This window comes from Sorangiineae bacterium MSr11367, from assembly GCA_037157805.1.
Lineage (GTDB): Bacteria > Myxococcota_A > Polyangia > Polyangiales > Polyangiaceae > Pendulispora > Pendulispora rubella.
Genome location: CP089983.1, coordinates 13,319,572 through 13,336,779, shown reverse-complemented (window position 1 = coordinate 13,336,779; position 17,208 = coordinate 13,319,572). Strand labels below are relative to the sequence as shown.

Below are 17,208 nucleotides of genomic sequence, written 5' to 3'. Positions count from 1 at the left end.
GTTTAGGGGTTAGGGGTTAGGGGTCAGAGGCAACGGAGGACGGTGTCGCGGACGATTTGCCAGAGGGGGGCCGGGATTTCGCCGAGCCAGCGAGCGTCGATGTCGGCGTCCGGGATGCCCTCGGCGTCGGCGTCGCCGCGGTGAAGGACGAGACGCCAGAGGCGCTCGCTCACCGAGCCGTTTCGCTCGATGAGGAAGCGTTGGGCCAGGGCTTGGGCGAGGGGTTCGCCTTCGAGATTCATGGTCAAAGCTCCCCCACCCCGACCCTCCCCCAGAGGGGGAGGGGGCCGTAACGGCGAGAGTCGAATGTAAGGATGCTTTAGGGGATCGAGCTCGCCCGGATGCTCGAAGCCGGCGGCGGCCCAGTCGCAGGGGGACTTCGTGTTTCCAATCAGGAAATATTCCCCGTTGGACTCGGCCAGGAGGGCGCCGGAAAGACGCGTGACGCGCGCCATTACTCGCCCTCCGGCAGCACCAACGACCGCCCCGGGGTTTGCCCCGCGATGGCGTTGCCATCCCACGTGTACTTGTTCGTGTACCCGCGCGGGGTCACCATGTAGCCCTCGAAGACGAAGGTGTTGCTCGAGCCGACGAGCACCGTGGTCAGCATCCCGATCTCGAACTCCAGGAAGTGATCGAGGTCCGTCAGCACGGCGTTCTCGAGCTTCCGGTATGCGCTCTTTACCAAGGCGACGGGGGTGTTCCCGGGGCGGTAGCGCGCGATGATGTCGTGCGCCTCCACGATCTGGCGCGTGCGCCGGCCGCTCGCAGGGTTGTAAAGCCCGATGACGAAGTCCGCGGAGGCGGCGGCCTCGATGCGGCGGGTGATGACCGGCCAGGGCGTGAGCAGGTCCGAAAGCGAGATGGCGCAAAAGTCGTGACCGAGCGGTGCCCCCACCAGCGAGGCGCACGAGTTGAGCGCGGTCATGCCCGGGATGATGCGCAGCTCGGGCGAGTCGCCGCGCTTCCAACCGATCTCCTGGAGCACCTGGAAAACGAGGCCCGCCATGCCGTACACGCCCGCGTCGCCCGAGGAAATGATGGCCACCTTGGCACCGTCACGGGCGCGCTCGACGGCGGCGCGCGCGCGGCCGATCTCCTCGGTCATACCGGTGCGCACCACGTCCTTGCCCTCGATGAGGTGGCGCACCAACTTGATGTAGGTGATGTAGCCGACCACTACCTCGGCCGATGAAATGGCCTCCAGGGCAGCGGGCGAAGTGTGCTGCGATGCGCCGGGCCCGATGCCGACGATCGAGAGCACGCCTTTTGCTGGAGTATCACCAATGACATCACTCATGACTCGATCTCCTTCCGCTGCGAGAACGGAATGCGCGCGACGGCGAAGGTCATCGACCTCCCGGCGCCTTCTTCGGTGTACGTCTGCTTGGGCACCAACAGCTTCTCCGCCCCCGCGGCGAGCAGGGCAGCCGGCTCGGCCACACCGCGTGCGCCCACATAGCGTTTCACGGTCTCCGAAGGGTTCTCGATGCCAGGAACGACGTCGAGCTCCTCGGGGGTGAAAATGCGGAGCGGCCACTGGCGGCGTTCGCTGAGGGCGAGAAAGGCCTCTTCGTCGCCCTTCTTGTCGATGGTGGCGATGGCCTTCACCGACTTGGGCGACAGGCCGTGCTCCTTCAAGAGCGCGTCCACCCCGCGCTCCACCATGTCGATCGACGCACCGCGATCGCAACCGAGGCCCACGACGAGGCTCTTGGGCCGGTACACGACGGAGTTCTCCCACGCCGCAGGGTCGATGCGCGTGCGATCGCTCGCGATGAGCAAGATTTCCCAGGCTGCGGGATCGACGCCCTCGAGGCTCGTCGCGTAGCGGACACCCTCGGGCAGCGCGCGGTCGAGGGGCCACCAATTGGGCTCCCCCGTTTCCTGGACGAAGAGCACCGGGGTGGCATTCACCACGGCCGCGCAGCCGCGGGTGACGTTGCGATCCATGTCGTCGAGCGTCCAGCCCAGGTCGCGACCGAGGATGTCGACGGTGAGGGTACCGATGGCGTCGGACGCGGTGGTCACCACGGGCGCGGCGCCCAGAATGGAGGCCACGCGCTCGGTGAAGACGTTTCCACGTCCCACGTGGCCGGAGAGCACGCAGATGGAAAAACGGGCCGCGTCGTCGACGCACACGATGGCCGGGTCGACCTTCTTGTTCTCCAGGAGCGGCGCAACCATGCGCACCACCGCACCGACGCTGATGATGAAAATGTGCGCGTCGTACGCGGTGAACGTCTCCTTGAGCAGCGGTCCCATGGGAAGGGAAAAAAGCTTCGCCGTCGAAGGTGCGAGGGATGCCAGCTTGGCGGAGACGAAGAGGTCGGCCTCGGGAAGGGCAGCCATGAGGCGTTGCGCGATGGCGATGCCATGGCGTGTGATGGCGTAGACGGCAAAGGGGCGGCGTGTGGCAATCATGATTCGCTCCCAAGAAGCACACCGCTGCGATCGCGGCGTTTGACGATGAGCATCGAGAAGCAGCCGCCGTGCTCGTCGCGTACCTTGCGCACGTCGGGCTCGAAGCGCTGTTCGGCCATGGTGGCCTTGTGGACGAAGAAGGCGCGGTCGGTGAGGCCCGTCTGCTCCAAGGCGGCGAGGATGATGGGCATCTCCGCGCCAAGCTTCATGAGCACCACCGTGTCGAAGCGGTGAAGCAAGTCGACCAAGTCATCGACCCCGTAGGTCGCGGGCACGATGGCGACGCGCTCGTGCCCATCGGCGAGCGGCACACCGCCGATGGACGCCACCGCCGTGATGGAGGTGACCCCGGGCACGACCTCGACCCGCAGCTCGGGCCATCGTTTTTGCGCTTCCTGCCGCACGTAGCCGAAGGTGCTAAAGACGGAAGGGTCGCCCTCCGTCACGAAGGCAACGGAGCGCCCCTCCACCAAGTACGCGCCGATGGCCTTCACCGCGGCTTCGACATGAGGCCGCACGCGCGCTGGGTCTTTGCTCATGGGAAACGTGAGCCGCAGGCGCGTTTGCGACGGCGGAAGTTCGCCCAGCACGGGCGCGATGATCTCCCACGCGACGGAGGCGCCGTAGTCGGAGCTTCGCGGAAGGGCGAGAACGTCGGCCGATTTCAGGACGTTCACGGCACGCAAGGTGAGCAGGTCGGGCGAGCCCGGGCCTGCGCCCACGCCGTAGAGGGTTCCCAGCGTGGTCATGGTTTTTGCACCGCCATGATGTGGATTGGGTTGAGGGCTTCGTAGCGGCGGTAGCGCGCGAGTGGGACGCCGCGGGAGATCTGCACCAGGGTGACGTCGGGATCGAGCTCGCGGGCGCGCAGCACTGCGTATGCCTCGGCGACGTTCTCCAAGGTGACGGCGTTGACCACCAGGCGGCCGCCCGGGCGAAGCGCATCGAGCGACGCAATGACGATGTCGGCCATGCTTCCCTTGCTGCCGCCAACGAACACGGCGTCGGGCGCGGGTAGGCCCACGAGCACCTCGGGCGCCCTTCCCTCGATGACATGCACGTTGTCCGTGCCGTGCGTGCGCACGTTGTCGAGGCAGATGGCCACGCCCTCGGGGTCGACCTCGATGGCATAGACGGCACCGCGCGGTGCGAGCATCGCCGCCTCGATCGAGACGGAGCCCGAGCCGGCGCCGATGTCCCACACGACGGCATCGGGCGTGATGGCCAGCGACGCGAGCGAGAGCAAGCGCACTTCACGCTTCGTGATGAGCCCATTCTTGGGCATCCGCTTGGCGAAGGCGTCCTCGTGCAGGTACGGAATGGCCGGCGGCGTGCGCCATGCCTCGTCGCTGCGGACGAGCAAGAGCACGTTCAGTGGGTCGATGTCCGTCTCCGCCGCGAGATCGCCCAAGGTGAATCGGCGCACGCGCTCCTCGGGGCCCGAGAGGCGCTCGCACACCCACGCGTTCCACGCGCTGTCGCCGTGCTCGATGAGCCGCGCGGCCAGCCGCGCCGGCGTGTTCTCGGCGTCGGTGAGCACGGCCACCTTGGCGCTGCGGCGAAGGCGCGCCACGAAGCCATCGAGGCTGCGGCCGTGCACCGACACGATGTCGGCGTCCTCCCAGGCGATGCCGGTGCGCGCGAAGGCCCACTGGATGGAGCTCGGCGCGGGGAGAAACTCCACGTGCTCCGTCCCGAGCCGCTTGGCAATCATCGGCCCCACACCGAAAAAGAGCGGATCGCCCGAGGCAAGCACGCACACGTGGTGCTCCTCGGCGAGCTGCGCGGCGCGATCCAGTGCAGCCCCGAGGCCGCCCTTCAGCGCGATGCGCTCCCCCGTGAACTGCGGAAAGAACGCCAGGTGGCGCTCCCCGCCCACGAGCACTTGCGCACGCGCCACCGCATTGGCCGCGCGGCTGGTCAAGCCGGCGCACCCGTCATCCCCCATGCCGATCACGGTCACGGCGCGTTGCTTCACGACGTCCCCTCCCCTTGCGCGGAGAGCAACAACAAAGCATGCACGATGGCCACCGCGATGGGGCTCCCGCCCTTGCGTCCGCTGGCCGCGATGAAGGGTACCCCCTCGGACGCGATGAGAGCGTCCTTCGACTCGGCCGCGGACACGAACCCCACGGGCACGCCGATGACCAACGCGGGGCGGGCACCTTCCTCGCGCACGAGCCGCAACACCTCGAGCAACGCGGTCGGCGCATTGCCGATGGCCACGATGGCGCCGTCGAGAACGCCGTTCGCGTGAGCCTTGCGCATCGACTCGATGGCGCGGGTCGAGTTGTTCGCCTTGGCGGTGGCGATGACGTCTTCGTCGGAGATGAACGAGTGCACCTGGCAGCCATACGAGGCGAGGCGCTGCTCGTTGAGGCCGACGGCGATCATCTTCACGTCGACCACCAGCGGGCACCCCGCGCGAAGGGCGCGCACGCCCGATGCGATGGCGTCGCTGCTGAGGCGCATCAGCGTGCGAAACTCGAAGTCCGCGGTGGCGTGGATGACCCGCCGCACGACTTGCCATTCGGCGTCGGGGAAATCGTGGGCGCCGACCTCGGCGTCGATGATGGCGAAGCTCTTGTCCTCGATGCCGCGTCCGAGCGCGGTCATCTGTCGCATGTCCGTCATGAAGCCTCCGAAACATCGGGCGGATATCGCCCGAGCACCGTCCCGTTGAAATCGACCAGCACCGCGTGAACCTGAATGGCGCCGCCGGCGTGCCGCCCCAGGTGCCCGACGACGCGCTCGCAAATGGCGGTGCACACGGTGGTGATGCCCTCACGCGCGGCGATCTCGAGGACATGGCGCGCGGTGTTCGCGCCGCGGATCTCCTCGACGATGGCGTCTTTCGCACCGAGATCGCGCGCAATGCCAGCGAGCAGCTCCATGTTCACCTCGGAGCCCGCGGCGTGGGTCATCGTTTTGCCGTCGGCCATCTTGGAGAGCTTGCCGATCATCCCGACGACCACCGCGCGAAGCGCCCCGCGGCGCGCGCAATGCCTTACGCCCACGCCGACGAAGTCGCCCACCTGCACGAAGGCTTCCTCGGCGAAATCCGGATAGAGGCGCATGGCATACGCCTCCGACTTGCCGCCGGTGGTGAGCACCAAGACGTCGATGCCGCGCTCGCGGGCGACGTCGATGGCCTGCACCACGCTGGCCTTGTAGGCGGCCGTCGAATACGGCTTCACGATGCCGGAGGTGCCCAGGATGGAAATACCGCCGATGAGCCCCAGGCGCGCGTTGATCGTCTGCTTCGCCAGCTCTTCGCCGCCGGGCACGGAAATGGTGACCACGGCGCCGCGAAAGGCGCTGCCCGCGATTTCCTCGAGCACCATCTGCGTGATGTTGCGGCGGGGTACGGGGTTGATGGCCGGTCCGCCGACCTCGAGCCCGAGGCCGGGTTTCATCACCTGTGCCACGCCTTCGCCGCCGCGCAGCTCGATGCCCGGCTCCGCGCGAAGGGTCACCCGGGCCACGATTTCGGCGCCGTGGGTGCAATCGGGGTCGTCGCCGGCATCCTTGACGATGCTGCAGCACGCAACGTCACCCTCGCACTCGCACCGCTCGAGCACGAAGGTGTGACGCTGACCATTGGGCAAGGTCGTTTCGATGTCCACCAAGTCCCCGCCACGGAGCAAGAGACGCGCAGCGGCCTTGGCCGCGGCGGCCGCGCACGCACCCGTGGTGAAGCCTTCGCGCTGTCCCTTCGGATTGCGCGGGGGAACGACCGTGCGGAGCGTGCGGGGGGCTTCCGTCATGAGCTCAGGCGATTTTCTTCTCCGGGTTGTGGAAGAAGCACTCGACGCGAACTTCGCGCACCGCGGGCACCAAGCGCGTGCGCAGCGGATGGATGATGGCGCCGTCGCCCGACGCCAGCACGACCTCCGCCCCGGTTTCGGCGACACGCGCTTCGACGTGCGCCCACGCTTCGTTCACGCGCGCGGGATCGCTCGCCGGCAAAATGGTTGCGCACACATATTTCACCCCGGCCGCTTCGATGCGGTGGCGCACGTCGTCGACGTCCAAGAACGTCTCGCCCTCGCCGCGGAGCCAGAGCACCTCCACCACGCGGCACGTCGACAGCGTGCTCGCCTGCGTGGCCAGCCCGATGGCCGTGGTGATGCCCGTATCGGTGGCCACCACCAAGGTTCGCGGCGGCTCACCCGGCTCGGGCAAAAGCTTGCCCCACGGCCCGCTGAAGGAGAACTCCGCGCCCAGCGGCGCCTCGTGCAGCGCGCTCGAACCGGCGCCGAGCTTCTTCACGATGAGGCGCGCGCGATGAGCCTCCCCGTAGGCCGACGTCAGCGAATACGCGCGCTTGACCGGCTTGTCGCCCGCCATCACCCCCGTGTTGACGATGATGTACTTGCCCGCCACGGGCGTGAGCGGACTCGCATCGACGGTCTCGATCTCGAGCACGCGCGCGCAGTCGCCCTCCGAATGGGCCGCCACGACGCGCAGGGTCTTCGGGTTTGCGGCCATAGGTTATTCCGCCGGAAAGAGCTCGTGCACGAGATCGTGCATCTCTTCGAGCTCGCGGTTCATGCGGCCCAGGCCCTCCACATGGGCGCGCAACTCCAGCTCGACCTTCTTCGTGAGCACGACCAAGCTTCGCAAATACGGCAGCTTGGGATCGCCGGCGGGCGTGCGCGAGACCTTCTCGTTCAAGTCGACCAGCGACGTGGAAAAGAGCTTCACCAGCCCGTCCAGGTCCGAGGCCACGGTCAGCGAGGCAAGCGGTCCTGGGGTGCGCGCAGCCTCGCCCAGCTCCGCGAGCTCATGCGCCTTTTCGGCTTCGTCATCGATGCCGAGGATGTTCATCAGTCCCAGACGAAGTGCTGCAATCTCGTGGCAAGCCATCGTATTTCCTATCGGGTTTGGGTTTTTCGAATCGAGAACCGGCGAACGAGGCGGGACAACAAGAGGCCCGCACCGCTCATGGCCGCCATGGCGGCGAGGAAGCCGACGATGCGTAGCGGCCAATGCGCCGGACTATGACGGTCGACGTAGCCGAGTACGTGGATGGACCAGAGGACGTCGAACGCGCGCCATGTTCCGTTGCGCCACCACGCGATGTCGCCGGTGGTCGCGTCCACGGCCACGTCGGTGGCGCGTGCATCGTCGAGGTGCACGACCCAGACGGCCTTGCCGTCGTCGTCTTGGCGCTCGATGCCGCGCGCGTGCGCATCCCCACGGTAAGCTTTGGCCGCGATGCGCGAGGCGCGGGCCTCGTCGATGGAGACCGCGGTGCCGTCGGCCGCGTCGATCAGCCGCGGCTCACCGGCGACGCTGACCTCGTACACCGGACGCGCGTCGAGCATCTTCAGGCGCACCGATTGAACGTCACGCGCGTCGGGGACGAGTTCGCCCGGGCGCAGACGCACCGAGGCGAAGTCGAGCGCCACCACGGGCGCGCGATCGTCCGTGCCTCGCACCACGCGGAAGTCGAACAAGGTAAAGGCAAACCCGGTGAGCGCCCAAGCTACGAGCTGCACACCGAGAATGGCCGTCGCCATGAAATGAAGCTTCCGCGTGTACAAGACGAACCGCGACATGACCGGCGCCTCAGTGGCAGTAGTTCTGGCCCTGGGGAATGGTCACCGTCCAGGGGTAGTTGCCGACGTTGTCGAACGTCTTCACCACGGCGTTGGTCACCGCATCGATGACCACCACGCGGTTGGCGCTGCTCACCGCGGCGATGACGTACTTGCCGTCGGCCGTGGTGGACGCCGTCTCGGTGTTGCCACCGACGGGGATGGTCGCGGTGCGCTTCTTCGTGCGCGTGTCGATGACCGCGATTTCCTCGCGCATGCGGTTCATGACGAAGGCCTTCCCCGGATCGAGGGGCGTGTAGTTCACGCCGTACGACTCCGGTTCCTCGGTGACGATGGTGTCCGCCGACGCGGTCTGCAGCTGGTGCAGAAGCGACACGCTGCGATCGCGATGGTTCGGAACGATGCGCGCCTCGATCCCCTTGAACGGGTGCTCGGCGTACACGATCCACGGGTTCTCTCCGGCGCGGATCTCGGGCAGCTTGGTCCGCGTCTTCGTATCGTAGAGAAGCACTTGCCCGGTGCCGGCATGCGCCGCCCAGAGCACGCCGTTCTCGTCGATTTGCGCGTCGGCAAAGCCGAACTCCTCCTTGCCGGCTGGCGCCACCGGCGGGCCCGCGTGACCGTCGAGCGCGATCTCCCCGTCGATGGCCAGCGACGGCAGGTCGACGCGCGTGATGTGGTACGCGCCCATGTTGGCGACGTACGCGTGGCGGTTGTCCGCGGAGAAACGCACGAAGTGCGGCGTGTAGAAGCCGGAGAGGCGCTTGACCTCGACGTCGGTCTTCGGGTCGATGAACGACACGGCGTTGTCCTTCTCGTCGACGACCGCGATGAGCGATCCATCGCGGCTCAAGCTCAGATGCGACGGATCGGCACCGACGGAGATGCGCTTGCTGACGTTCAAGGAGCGCGCGTTGAGGACGTCGATTTTGCCGTTGTCCGTGCTGGACGCGTAAATCTTGGTGAAGTCCGCGCTGAGCTCGGCCATGTGGTAGCCGCGGCTGCACGTGTTGGCGGAGCCCACGATTTCGAGCGTGTCGAGGTCGATGACCGTGATGTTGCCCGAGTCACGGCTCGCGACGTACGCGCGGTTCTTCAAGTTGCCCGTGTTGCCCTGCGACGTGACCGTGTAGCTCTCCTGGCACCCCGGCCCCGGATCCGACGAGCTGCTGCAGCCGGCCAACGTGGACAGAATCGCTGTGGTGACCACCCCTAGAATCGTTTTCATGATGTCGCTCCCGTTGGAATTCACTGCAAAATGTCGTCGACCAGCCGCCCAACCAGCCGATCGTTGAGAAGGTGCTCGTGCACCATTTCTGCGGCGTCGGTGTCGCGCACGCCGCGGTACCAAACACCGTCGGGGTAGACGGCCACCGTCGGCCCCTCCCCGCAGCGGCCCATGCACGACGTGCGCGTGACCTTGATCTCGCGCGCGCGTCCACAAAGCTTCACCTCGCGCCGCAAGGCCGCGAGCACGGCGGTGCTTCCGCGATCGACGCAGTCGGCGTTGAGGCACACGAGCACGTGCTTCTTCAGCGGACGGTGCACGTGCACCGGCATCGACGCCTGCGCATGCGTGAGCGTGTGCCGCACGCTGTAGAGCAGCGCCCGCAGCCCGCCCACCTGCTGCTCCAACCCGGGAAGCGCCGTCCGGTATTGGCAGGTGTCGCAGGGCAACAACGACTCGCCCGCAAGCGCCTGACGGGCGCGCTCGTCGATCAACGCGAGCAACCGCTCGTCGTATCCGAGGTGAGGCGCCAAGGATGCGCGGATCCATGGATGGCGCGTCGCAAAGGCCTCGACCTGCGCCGCGAGCCGCTCCACCAGGCGCCCCGCGAAGAGCAGGTAGGGCAACACCACCAGCCGCTCGGGCCGCACGCGCGCCACGCGATCGAGCGCGGTCTCCACGCTCGGGCCCGTGATGCCCATGAAGCAAGGCTGCACGTCGAACAGCCCGCGACCTTCCCCGAGAAGCCGCGCCAGCTTGCAAAATTCCCCGTTGGCATCGGGATCGCTCGAACCGCGCCCGACCACGAGCAACAAGGTCTTCGCCCGCGTGGCCGCATCCTCCCCGAGCTGCGGTGCGGCGCGATCGTAGGCCATGGCGACCAACGACGGATGCACCCCCAGGTGCGGCGCCACCGCGATTTGCACCGATGGGAAGCGGAGGCGCGCTTCCGCGATGGCCAGGGGGAGATCGTTTTTAACGTGCCCCGCCGCAAACAAGAAAAGCGGAACCAACGCCACGCGCCGCGCCGATTGGGCGGCCAAGGCGAGGGCGTCGGACACGAGCGGTCGGGCCAGCTCGATGTAGCCAACCTGCACATGCCGCCCCGTCGCGCGGTACACCTCGGCCAGCGATTCGAACTCGACGTTCGCCTCGGGATTTCGGCTTCCATGGCCGACGAGCAAAACGCACGTGTCGATCGACGGGTCGGTGGCCCGGGTGAGATCCGCACCCGAACGCCACGCAGTAGAGTGCATGGCGCACCTCTCGCGTGAAACCCCGGGTAGGTCTCCTGGCTCGTGGGTTCAGCAGCTGTTCGAAGGCTGCAGCGCCGTGCTCCCCTTCCCCGTTCTCAATAGCGAGATCGAGTGGCTTCGAAGCACGACTCCCCACATACAGTGGCGGCACCGCGCCGGCTTGTCACCGGCTTCCCTGTTGTGCCCTTGCGGGCACCCGAGGCGATTCAATTGTCAACGGCGCGCATGCTCGTCGATGCGCGCGTCCGATGTCAAGTGTGCCCCAAGCGAAACGGGACCCACGCGAGATGCTCGACGGCACGCCCCATCGCATCGGGCCACGGGCAGCCCTCGAGCACGACATACAGCGCGCGCACGACGCCGGCATGGGCCACGAGCCCATGCGATCGCTCCGGCTGCTCCATCGACAGCGACGTCAACCACGTCCGCACGCGCCGCTCCATGTCCTGCGGGGCCTCGCCACCGGGCGGTGCGACGTGCTCCCACTCGCGCATCCAGCGCGCATACGCCGCGTCATCCCGCGCGCGGATGTCCGTCCACGGGACGCCGTCCCACGCGCCGAAGTCCATTTCGTACAGCGCCGCGTCCACGCGAAACGCCGCACCAAAGTGCCCGGCGAGGTGTTCGGCCACCGCCGCGCACCTCGACACGGGGGACGTCCACACCGTGTTCGGCCGTGGTTCACCCGAGGGAAACGACTCGGCCAAGAGCGCCGCCGCGCGATCATGCGGAACGGTGACCGCGACATCGGTGCGGCCGTAACAGCGCTCTCCGGGGCTCGCGATCGGCGCGTGCCGGGCAACCCATAGGCGCCGCGTCAGCCCCTCGGTCACGGTGGGCCGCCGCGCACGATGGCCAAGGTCAGCAGCATCGCGCACTCGCTCAATTGTTCGGCGGCACCGAGGAAATCGCCGGTGATGCCGCCCACGCGGGCCTGAAAGCGAAAGGCGCAGAACATGCCCACCGTGGCTGCCGCCGCCAAGGCCGAGACGACCTCGAAGACGTTGAGCGCGTCCATCAAGCAGAGCGCGGAGCCCACGATGAGCACCCACCCCGTGGCAACCGCCACCTGCACGCGCCCCGCGGCCACGATGGATCGGCTCTTGGCCACCGACTCGTCGGTGACATACGGCAAGGTCGCCATGAGCCACACCGGCACGAGACGCGCCGCGCCGTGCGTGAAGACCAGCGCGATCGGCGCCATGAGCCCGAGTCGCTCGAGCAGGGCCACGCGCAACAGCAAGGTCACGGTCAGCGCCGCCGCGCCGAAGGCCCCGATGCGGCTGTCCTTCAGGATCGCGAGCACCCGCTCCCGCGTCGTGCCCCCGCCCAGCGCATCGGCGGTGTCGGCCAATCCATCTTCGTGCATCGCCCCGGTGATGAAGAGCGAGACGCCCACGGCCATGACGGCGGCCACCAAAAGCCCCGCGCGCACGGTGAGGATCCACACACCGGAAAGCAGGGCCCCCAGCATGGTGCCCACAAGCGGCAGGTACGCGGCGGACCAGCGCCAATCCGCATCCGAATAGGGAAACCCGCCGACGGGAACCCGCGTGAGAACCGTCACCGCGGCCCGAATGCCTCGCAGCCACGAAGGAGCGTTCCCCAACCCATCAACGCCGACCGCTGTCGACATGGGTTTGCTCTAATTCATTTTCCGAAAATATCAAAGTGAGCTCCGCAGCCAATACCGACTACGACATAGCTCCTTCCCGATTGGATATTTTGGCCGTCGACGAACGTCGGATGAAACGGTGGCCGAATGTTCGAATTCGAAGCTGCCGCGGCCGCATAATCGCGCGAGCCGTTGGCGCTGAAGGTCACGCTTCCATCGCTATCGTTCATCGCGCCGCTGGAGATGTGGGCCATCGGTGAAATGGTAAACAACTTCGAAAATCGGATTTCCGCACCGAGGCCGAGGCGAAAAAGCTCCCACGTCGACATTTTGAAGGTCTCGTTGCCGTTCTTCACGGTCACGGTGCGCAGACCGATGGATAGTTCGGAGAGAAAACTCGCGCGATCCACGTTGCCGGCGGCGTAGCGAAATCCGAGGCCTACGAGGTCACTCGACGAGGTGGCATCGGTTCCGTCGAATCGATGACCTTGTCGCATGAACCCGTGTTCCCAAAAGAGGAATGGGATGTAGTGCCTGCCGAGCCGCGCGCCCACGTCCACTTCGACGGCGGCGCCTGGACCGAGGAAGTTACCGGTCGTCTCCTCGCGGCCGAGCTCGTTCGTATAGAAATAGCCACCAAAGCCCAACGCGCGCAGCGAGGCGCCCGTGTAGAGGGAATAGTTTGGCGCGTGAACGGGCTCAGGCGCGGGCTCGTATTCGATCATCGGCGGGGGCGGCGGAATGTCCTGCGAGATGTACGGGCCGCCGGGGGTCGGCGCCGGCTGCGGCGATCGCGGCGGGGGCGCCGGTTGCTGGGCCGGCTGCCCCGGGTACACGTACGGCGGCGGAGCCGCGGCAGGTTGTTGCGGCGTGGGTGCCGGCAGTGGAGGCAGCGGCCCCGCGGGTTGTTGCTGCTGCGCCGAGGCCAAGGTCGATGTCAGCGCAACAGTAAGAAAGACACCGATTTCAAGCTTGGGCATACCGCGCATGATAGAGCCCGCCGCTTCGGGCTGCCTGTGAAAAGTCCGGGCGTCGTGGAGCGCCGGCGTCGGCTAGAATGTCGTACACGTGAAGCAGTTCGGACGATATGCCGCGGTCGGGTTCGAGTTTTTCGCGCTCATTGCCGCGGGCTTTCTCGGAGGGCGTTTCCTCGACGGACGCCTCGGCACGGGCTACCTCGTGTGGATCGGCCTGATGGTCGGCACGTTCGCGGGCTTCCGCTCCCTCTTCCGCATGGCCCAACTCGAACAGCGCGCACTCGAAAAAGAAGACCGAGAGAACGAAGAAAGGGATCGCCATGGCCACGGATGAAAAGGACGGCTCGCGCATCCCTGCGCTGCGTCCCGTTCTGATCGTGGGCGCGGTGTTCACCTTGGCCGCGGCCATCTTGTTCGGTGTTCACGCCTCTGTGTCGACGGCCGCAGGGGTCGCCGTCGCGGTGCTCGACCTTTGGGTGATCACCCGCATGGTCAGCCTCATGACGGGCATCGATCCGTCGCAGCAGGGCTCCCGCTGGGCCCCCATCGTCCTCGTTAAGTTCCTGGTCCTCTTCAGCGGGGTCATCATTCTTTTGTCGCTGAAAGTCATCCTTCCCCTGCCGTTTTTGACGGGACTTGGGGCCCTGCCCCTGGGCATCGTCATCCAGGGTCTCTTTCGCGGGTGAAATTGTTCTCTCCTTAGTGTAGAGGGGAGGCCGACATGCCGGAGCACACCTCCTTTTTCACCTACCTGATCGCGAAACTGCCCTTCTTCAAGGACTTCGCCCACGCCCTGGGCCACACGGCAACCGGGCAGGAGGTGACGACGCACACGATCGAGCCGTTCGTCGTGAGCGTTTTCATCGTGATCCTGCTTTCGCTGGTGGCATTTGCGGCCAAAGCCAAGATCGTGGCGCCGAAGGGCATCGCGGACGAGGCGATCGTTCCGGAAGACAAGCTGACCTCGCGCACCTTCCTCGAGCTGTTCGTGGGCTACGTCTACGACACGATGAAGGACGCCATGGGGCCGAAGCGCGCCAAGAAGTACTTCCCCGTGGTGGGCACGGCGGCCATCTTCATCTTCTTCGGCAACCTGCTGGGCCTCATCCCGGGGTTCGCGCCCCCCACCTCGTCGTGGAACATCACGCTCGGGTGCTCGCTCGTCGTCTTCTTCGCCTTCAATTACTACGGCTTGAAGGAGAACGGCTTCGCCTACATCAAGCACCTGGCCGGTCCGGTCTGGTGGCTCGCCTTCCTCATCTTCCCGCTCGAGGTGATGAGCCTGATCATCCGGCCGATCACCTTGTCGGTTCGTTTGATGCTCAACATGTCCGTCGACCATCTCCTGGTCGGCATCTTCCACACCCTCGTGGCGCTGGTGGTGCCGGTGGCGGTCATGCTGCTCGGTACCTTGGTCATCGCCGTCCAGGCCTACGTCTTCACCCTGCTGGCCACCGTTTACATTTCCTTGGCGACGGAACACGACGAGCACATCGAGGACCATCAGCCCGGAAAAAAACATGACATCACCCGGGTTCCCGTGCAGCCCCCCGCGTGATAAAGGCCCCCTCGCTGCGCGCCTGCTCTCCCCTGCTCAAAAGACGCTCTTGCGCGGACCGGGTGATTCCGACTAAACGGCTCGCTCGCAAACGCACTCACACCGCTGACCACCGTTTTGCCCCCGCAATCCCGCGGGGAACCTCCTAAAGGAGCCCCAGAAGATGTCGACCTCGAAGAAGCTCGCTCCCGTACTCGCCGCCCTGGCGACGCTACTCATCTCCTCCGCCGCCTTTGCCGCCGAGACCGCTGACAAGTACGCCGTCGATGGCGACGTCCGGAAGTGGGGCACGATCGGCGCCGGCGTCGCGATCGGACTCGCGGTGCTCGGTGGCGGTCTCGGTCAGGGTCGCGCTGCCAGTGCAGCCCTCGAAGGCATCGCCCGCAACCCGGGTGCAGCTGCCCGTATCCAGACCCCGATGATTCTTGGTCTGGCGCTCATCGAGTCGCTGGTTCTCTTCTCGCTCGTCGTCTCGCTGTTCATCCTCGGGAAGATCTGAGCCCCGCGTCTCGCGCGCTGCATCTGCCAGCCGCGAGGCACCAAGACTTTCACCCCCCAGTCTTTCACCCGTGGTGCGTGAATCACGTGCCGCGGGTGCTTATTTGTTTAAAGCTTCTTCGGACCGCGCCACAGATCGAGCACGGTGTGGGCGAGCCACACCACGCCGGCGACGACGAGCATCGCTTGGGCGAACACTTCGTGGACGCCGCGCGAGAGCAGCAAGGAACCGCTGGTGATGAGCGCAGCGAGGATGGCGCCGGTGAAGATGCGCCGCCCCAGGCGATCCGTCGCGCGCGGCATCTCCGGGTCGATGGTGCGCAGGGCGAGGCGTCCGAGGCGGAGATCTTCGAGCACCTCGCCGACCTGCATCGGCATGTCGTAACCGGTGCGCGAGAGCTGGCCCACGCCGCGGAGCAATTCGCTGCCGAGCTTCTGCGGTGAATAGCGAAGGCGCAGAATCTCGATGAAGTGCGGGCCTGCGCTGCCGAAGACGTCGAGATCCGGATCGAGCTGCTTGCCGATACCCTCGATGGTCATCAGCGCTTTGCCGACGAGCATGAAGTCGGTGGGGATCTCGATGCCGTACTTCATGGCGCCCTGCACGAGGTCGCGGATCATCGCGGACATCTCGATTTCGCGGAGCGGGCGGCCCAGGTACTTCTCGGCGAGCATGGCCGCTTCGGCGCGGTACTCGCGCATGTCGACCTTCTTCGTGGGGCGCCCGATTTTGTAGAGCGCGTCGGCCACGCCGTAGGAGTCTTTGCGGTACGCGGCGACCATGAGGTCGACGGTGTAATCGCGCAGCTCGGGCGAGAGGCGGCCGACCATGCCGACGTCGATGAGCCCGATGATGGGCTGCTCGGGCGTGCCCATCACGATGACGTTGCCCGGGTGCGGATCGGCGTGGAAAAAGCCGTCCTCGAAGGCCATTTTGATGACCACGGCGAGCGCTTCCTTCGCGATGCGCGGGCCGTCGAAGCCATCGGTGACGGCCTTGTCGACTTTGCGACCGTCGAAGAACTCGAGGGTGAGCACCGTCTTCGAGCTCACGTGCTTGTACACGCGCGGAAAGCGCGCCATGGGCTTGGAGGCGAAGTTCTGCGCGAAACGCTCCGCGTTGTCCGCCTCCACCATGTAATTGAGTTCGTTGGTGATGGAGCGATCGAACTGCTGCACCAAGCCGATGGGCGAATAGATGCGCGTCTCGGGAATGGCTCGCTCGACGGCGGCAGCCATGATGTGGAGCAGCTCGAGATCGCGCGCGACGGTGGCGGCGACGCCGGGACGCTGAACTTTGACGACGACGTCCACGTTGCGGGTGATGCCGTTTTCCGTGCTCTCGAGCACCGCCCGGTGCACCTGACCGATCGACGCGGTGGCGAGCGGCCGCTCGTCGAAGGAGACGAAGAGGTTCTCGAGCGGCGAGGAAAGGCTCGTCTCGATGGCCGTCTTGATGTCCGAGAACGGGATGGGAGGAACCTCGTCCTGGAGCTTCTTCAGCTCCGTGATGAGCTCCTCCGGGAGGATGTCGCCGCGGGTGGAGACGATCTGCCCCAGCTTGATGAACGAGGGGCCAAGGTCCTGCAGCACCAGGCGCAGGCGTTCGGAGGTGGAGATGCGCTTCTTCTCCTCCTCACCGCGAAGCAACTCGGCATCGGGGATCTCCTCCGCGGTGCCCTCGGCAAGCGGGGAAACCTGGGAGCTGCCGTTGCCGTCGGTGACCGCAGCGTCCTCGCGCGGCCGCTTCTTGCCGCCGCCGAAGCCGGCACGGGTGACGATTTCGCCGAAGCCGTGGCGAACGAGCACGGTGGAGATCTCGCGCAGGCGGCCTAGATCGCGGATAGCGGAGACGACGCCGATCACCCCCGTACGGTATCCCGATTCGTGCTCAACGCAAAAGTCGATTGATTCGTGGCAAGCGCGCGAGTCATTTGCTGGCGAGCAGCGGCAGCGGGACAACCCCGGCGAGGCCGGCGCCCTCGTCCATTCCTGGCGTGAGGATCGTCAAAGGTCACGGCGATCCTGATTTTCTGGCGCCATGCATCGCGCCGGTCCCGCCGGTTCATCACGCTGCCGCGGTTCTTG

At 66.4% G+C, this 17,208-nt stretch carries 20 protein-coding genes and 1 riboswitch; of the genes, 4 read left to right on the top strand and 16 right to left on the bottom strand.

The genetic code is table 11. The features are described from left to right. Positions 1 to 23: 23 nt before the first annotated feature. The 15 genes from LVJ94_52000 to LVJ94_51930 form a co-directional block, all read right to left on the bottom strand. Positions 24 to 455, bottom strand: a complete 432-nt coding sequence (locus tag LVJ94_52000; GenBank protein ID WXB05407.1) for a precorrin-3B C(17)-methyltransferase — start codon at positions 453 to 455, stop codon at positions 24 to 26. Further along, the gene (cobJ, locus tag LVJ94_51995; protein ID WXB05406.1) at positions 455 to 1,300 is read right to left on the bottom strand and encodes a precorrin-3B C(17)-methyltransferase; all 846 of its coding nucleotides are present in this window, start codon (positions 1,298 to 1,300) and stop codon (positions 455 to 457) included. The genes LVJ94_52000 and cobJ overlap by 1 nt, the downstream gene beginning before the upstream one ends. After that, positions 1,297 to 2,424 (bottom strand): cobalamin biosynthesis protein, encoded by a 1,128-nt coding sequence (locus LVJ94_51990; GenBank protein WXB05405.1) that lies wholly within the window; start codon positions 2,422 to 2,424, stop codon positions 1,297 to 1,299. The genes cobJ and LVJ94_51990 overlap by 4 nt, the downstream gene beginning before the upstream one ends. Continuing rightward, the gene (gene cobI, locus LVJ94_51985; GenBank protein WXB05404.1) at positions 2,421 to 3,173 is read right to left on the bottom strand and encodes a precorrin-2 C(20)-methyltransferase; all 753 of its coding nucleotides are present in this window, start codon (positions 3,171 to 3,173) and stop codon (positions 2,421 to 2,423) included. Before cobI ends, LVJ94_51990 begins: the two co-directional genes overlap by 4 nt. Continuing rightward, positions 3,170 to 4,402, bottom strand: a complete 1,233-nt coding sequence (gene cbiE / locus LVJ94_51980) for a precorrin-6y C5,15-methyltransferase (decarboxylating) subunit CbiE (protein WXB05403.1) — start codon at positions 4,400 to 4,402, stop codon at positions 3,170 to 3,172. Before cbiE ends, cobI begins: the two co-directional genes overlap by 4 nt. Next, on the bottom strand, positions 4,399 to 5,049 hold the full coding sequence (locus LVJ94_51975; protein WXB10825.1) for a precorrin-8X methylmutase: 651 nt from the start codon (positions 5,047 to 5,049) through the stop codon (positions 4,399 to 4,401). The genes cbiE and LVJ94_51975 overlap by 4 nt, the downstream gene beginning before the upstream one ends. A gap of 5 nt (positions 5,050 to 5,054) precedes the next feature. After that, positions 5,055 to 6,191 carry a cobalt-precorrin-5B (C(1))-methyltransferase gene (locus tag LVJ94_51970; protein WXB05402.1) on the bottom strand — a complete coding sequence of 379 codons (1,137 nt, stop codon included), beginning with the start codon at positions 6,189 to 6,191 and terminating at the stop codon, positions 5,055 to 5,057. A gap of 4 nt (positions 6,192 to 6,195) precedes the next feature. Beyond that, complete coding sequence (locus LVJ94_51965) at positions 6,196 to 6,915, bottom strand: FAD-binding oxidoreductase (GenBank protein ID WXB05401.1); 720 nt, start codon at positions 6,913 to 6,915, stop codon at positions 6,196 to 6,198. Positions 6,916 to 6,918: 3 nt separating this feature from the next. Continuing rightward, positions 6,919 to 7,293, bottom strand: a complete 375-nt coding sequence (locus tag LVJ94_51960; protein ID WXB05400.1) for a DUF3209 family protein — start codon at positions 7,291 to 7,293, stop codon at positions 6,919 to 6,921. 8 nt (positions 7,294 to 7,301) lie between these two features. Next, positions 7,302 to 7,988, bottom strand: a complete 687-nt coding sequence (locus LVJ94_51955; protein ID WXB05399.1) for a PepSY domain-containing protein — start codon at positions 7,986 to 7,988, stop codon at positions 7,302 to 7,304. A 10-nt stretch (positions 7,989 to 7,998) separates the two neighbouring features. Beyond that, a complete protein-coding gene (locus LVJ94_51950; protein ID WXB05398.1) occupies positions 7,999 to 9,216 on the bottom strand; it encodes a YncE family protein in 1,218 nt (405 codons plus the stop codon). Positions 9,217 to 9,236: 20 nt separating this feature from the next. Further along, entirely contained in the window at positions 9,237 to 10,472 is a 1,236-nt protein-coding gene (locus tag LVJ94_51945; protein WXB05397.1) for a sirohydrochlorin cobaltochelatase, read from the bottom strand. Between the two features lie 7 nt (positions 10,473 to 10,479). Then, positions 10,480 to 10,687, bottom strand: a riboswitch (cobalamin riboswitch). 36 nt (positions 10,688 to 10,723) lie between these two features. Beyond that, positions 10,724 to 11,305, bottom strand: coding sequence for a histidine phosphatase family protein (locus LVJ94_51940; GenBank protein ID WXB05396.1), 582 nt, complete (start codon positions 11,303 to 11,305; stop codon positions 10,724 to 10,726). After that, on the bottom strand, positions 11,302 to 12,108 hold the full coding sequence (locus tag LVJ94_51935; protein WXB05395.1) for an adenosylcobinamide-GDP ribazoletransferase: 807 nt from the start codon (positions 12,106 to 12,108) through the stop codon (positions 11,302 to 11,304). The genes LVJ94_51940 and LVJ94_51935 overlap by 4 nt, the downstream gene beginning before the upstream one ends. Before the next feature lie 14 nt (positions 12,109 to 12,122). Beyond that, the gene (locus LVJ94_51930) at positions 12,123 to 13,067 is read right to left on the bottom strand and encodes a hypothetical protein (protein ID WXB05394.1); all 945 of its coding nucleotides are present in this window, start codon (positions 13,065 to 13,067) and stop codon (positions 12,123 to 12,125) included. An 88-nt stretch (positions 13,068 to 13,155) separates the two neighbouring features. Here LVJ94_51930 and LVJ94_51925 point away from each other — a divergent pair, with 88 nt between their 5' ends. The 4 genes from LVJ94_51925 to LVJ94_51910 all read left to right on the top strand — a co-directional run bounded on the left by LVJ94_51925 (position 13,156) and on the right by LVJ94_51910 (position 15,121). Next, positions 13,156 to 13,398, top strand: coding sequence for an AtpZ/AtpI family protein (locus tag LVJ94_51925; protein WXB05393.1), 243 nt, complete (start codon positions 13,156 to 13,158; stop codon positions 13,396 to 13,398). After that, a complete protein-coding gene (locus LVJ94_51920) occupies positions 13,385 to 13,750 on the top strand; it encodes a hypothetical protein (GenBank protein WXB05392.1) in 366 nt (121 codons plus the stop codon). Before LVJ94_51925 ends, LVJ94_51920 begins: the two co-directional genes overlap by 14 nt. A 35-nt stretch (positions 13,751 to 13,785) precedes the next feature. Further along, complete coding sequence (atpB, locus tag LVJ94_51915; GenBank protein WXB05391.1) at positions 13,786 to 14,622, top strand: F0F1 ATP synthase subunit A; 837 nt, start codon at positions 13,786 to 13,788, stop codon at positions 14,620 to 14,622. Positions 14,623 to 14,785: 163 nt separating this feature from the next. Further along, positions 14,786 to 15,121, top strand: a complete 336-nt coding sequence (locus tag LVJ94_51910) for an ATP synthase F0 subunit C (protein ID WXB05390.1) — start codon at positions 14,786 to 14,788, stop codon at positions 15,119 to 15,121. 107 nt (positions 15,122 to 15,228) lie between these two features. Here the strand turns inward: LVJ94_51910 and LVJ94_51905 are convergent, their stop codons facing one another. Further along, complete coding sequence (locus tag LVJ94_51905) at positions 15,229 to 16,986, bottom strand: AarF/UbiB family protein (GenBank protein WXB05389.1); 1,758 nt, start codon at positions 16,984 to 16,986, stop codon at positions 15,229 to 15,231. Positions 16,987 to 17,208 lie beyond the last annotated feature (222 nt).

Coding starts and splice junctions, on each gene's coding strand:
- LVJ94_51910 (WXB05390.1), top strand. CDS start 14,786: ATGTCGACCTCGAAGAAGCTCGCTCCCGTACTCGCCGCCCTGGCGACG.
- atpB (WXB05391.1), top strand. CDS start 13,786: ATGCCGGAGCACACCTCCTTTTTCACCTACCTGATCGCGAAACTGCCC.
- cobJ (WXB05406.1), bottom strand. CDS start 1,300: ATGAGTGATGTCATTGGTGATACTCCAGCAAAAGGCGTGCTCTCGATC.
- LVJ94_51950 (WXB05398.1), bottom strand. CDS start 9,216: ATGAAAACGATTCTAGGGGTGGTCACCACAGCGATTCTGTCCACGTTG.
- LVJ94_52000 (WXB05407.1), bottom strand. CDS start 455: ATGGCGCGCGTCACGCGTCTTTCCGGCGCCCTCCTGGCCGAGTCCAAC.
- LVJ94_51930 (WXB05394.1), bottom strand. CDS start 13,067: ATGCCCAAGCTTGAAATCGGTGTCTTTCTTACTGTTGCGCTGACATCG.
- cobI (WXB05404.1), bottom strand. CDS start 3,173: ATGACCACGCTGGGAACCCTCTACGGCGTGGGCGCAGGCCCGGGCTCG.
- LVJ94_51960 (WXB05400.1), bottom strand. CDS start 7,293: ATGGCTTGCCACGAGATTGCAGCACTTCGTCTGGGACTGATGAACATC.
- LVJ94_51920 (WXB05392.1), top strand. CDS start 13,385: ATGGCCACGGATGAAAAGGACGGCTCGCGCATCCCTGCGCTGCGTCCC.
- LVJ94_51935 (WXB05395.1), bottom strand. CDS start 12,108: ATGTCGACAGCGGTCGGCGTTGATGGGTTGGGGAACGCTCCTTCGTGG.
- LVJ94_51955 (WXB05399.1), bottom strand. CDS start 7,988: ATGTCGCGGTTCGTCTTGTACACGCGGAAGCTTCATTTCATGGCGACG.
- LVJ94_51970 (WXB05402.1), bottom strand. CDS start 6,191: ATGACGGAAGCCCCCCGCACGCTCCGCACGGTCGTTCCCCCGCGCAAT.
- LVJ94_51975 (WXB10825.1), bottom strand. CDS start 5,049: ATGCGACAGATGACCGCGCTCGGACGCGGCATCGAGGACAAGAGCTTC.
- LVJ94_51965 (WXB05401.1), bottom strand. CDS start 6,915: ATGGCCGCAAACCCGAAGACCCTGCGCGTCGTGGCGGCCCATTCGGAG.
- LVJ94_51990 (WXB05405.1), bottom strand. CDS start 2,424: ATGATTGCCACACGCCGCCCCTTTGCCGTCTACGCCATCACACGCCAT.
- LVJ94_51945 (WXB05397.1), bottom strand. CDS start 10,472: ATGCACTCTACTGCGTGGCGTTCGGGTGCGGATCTCACCCGGGCCACC.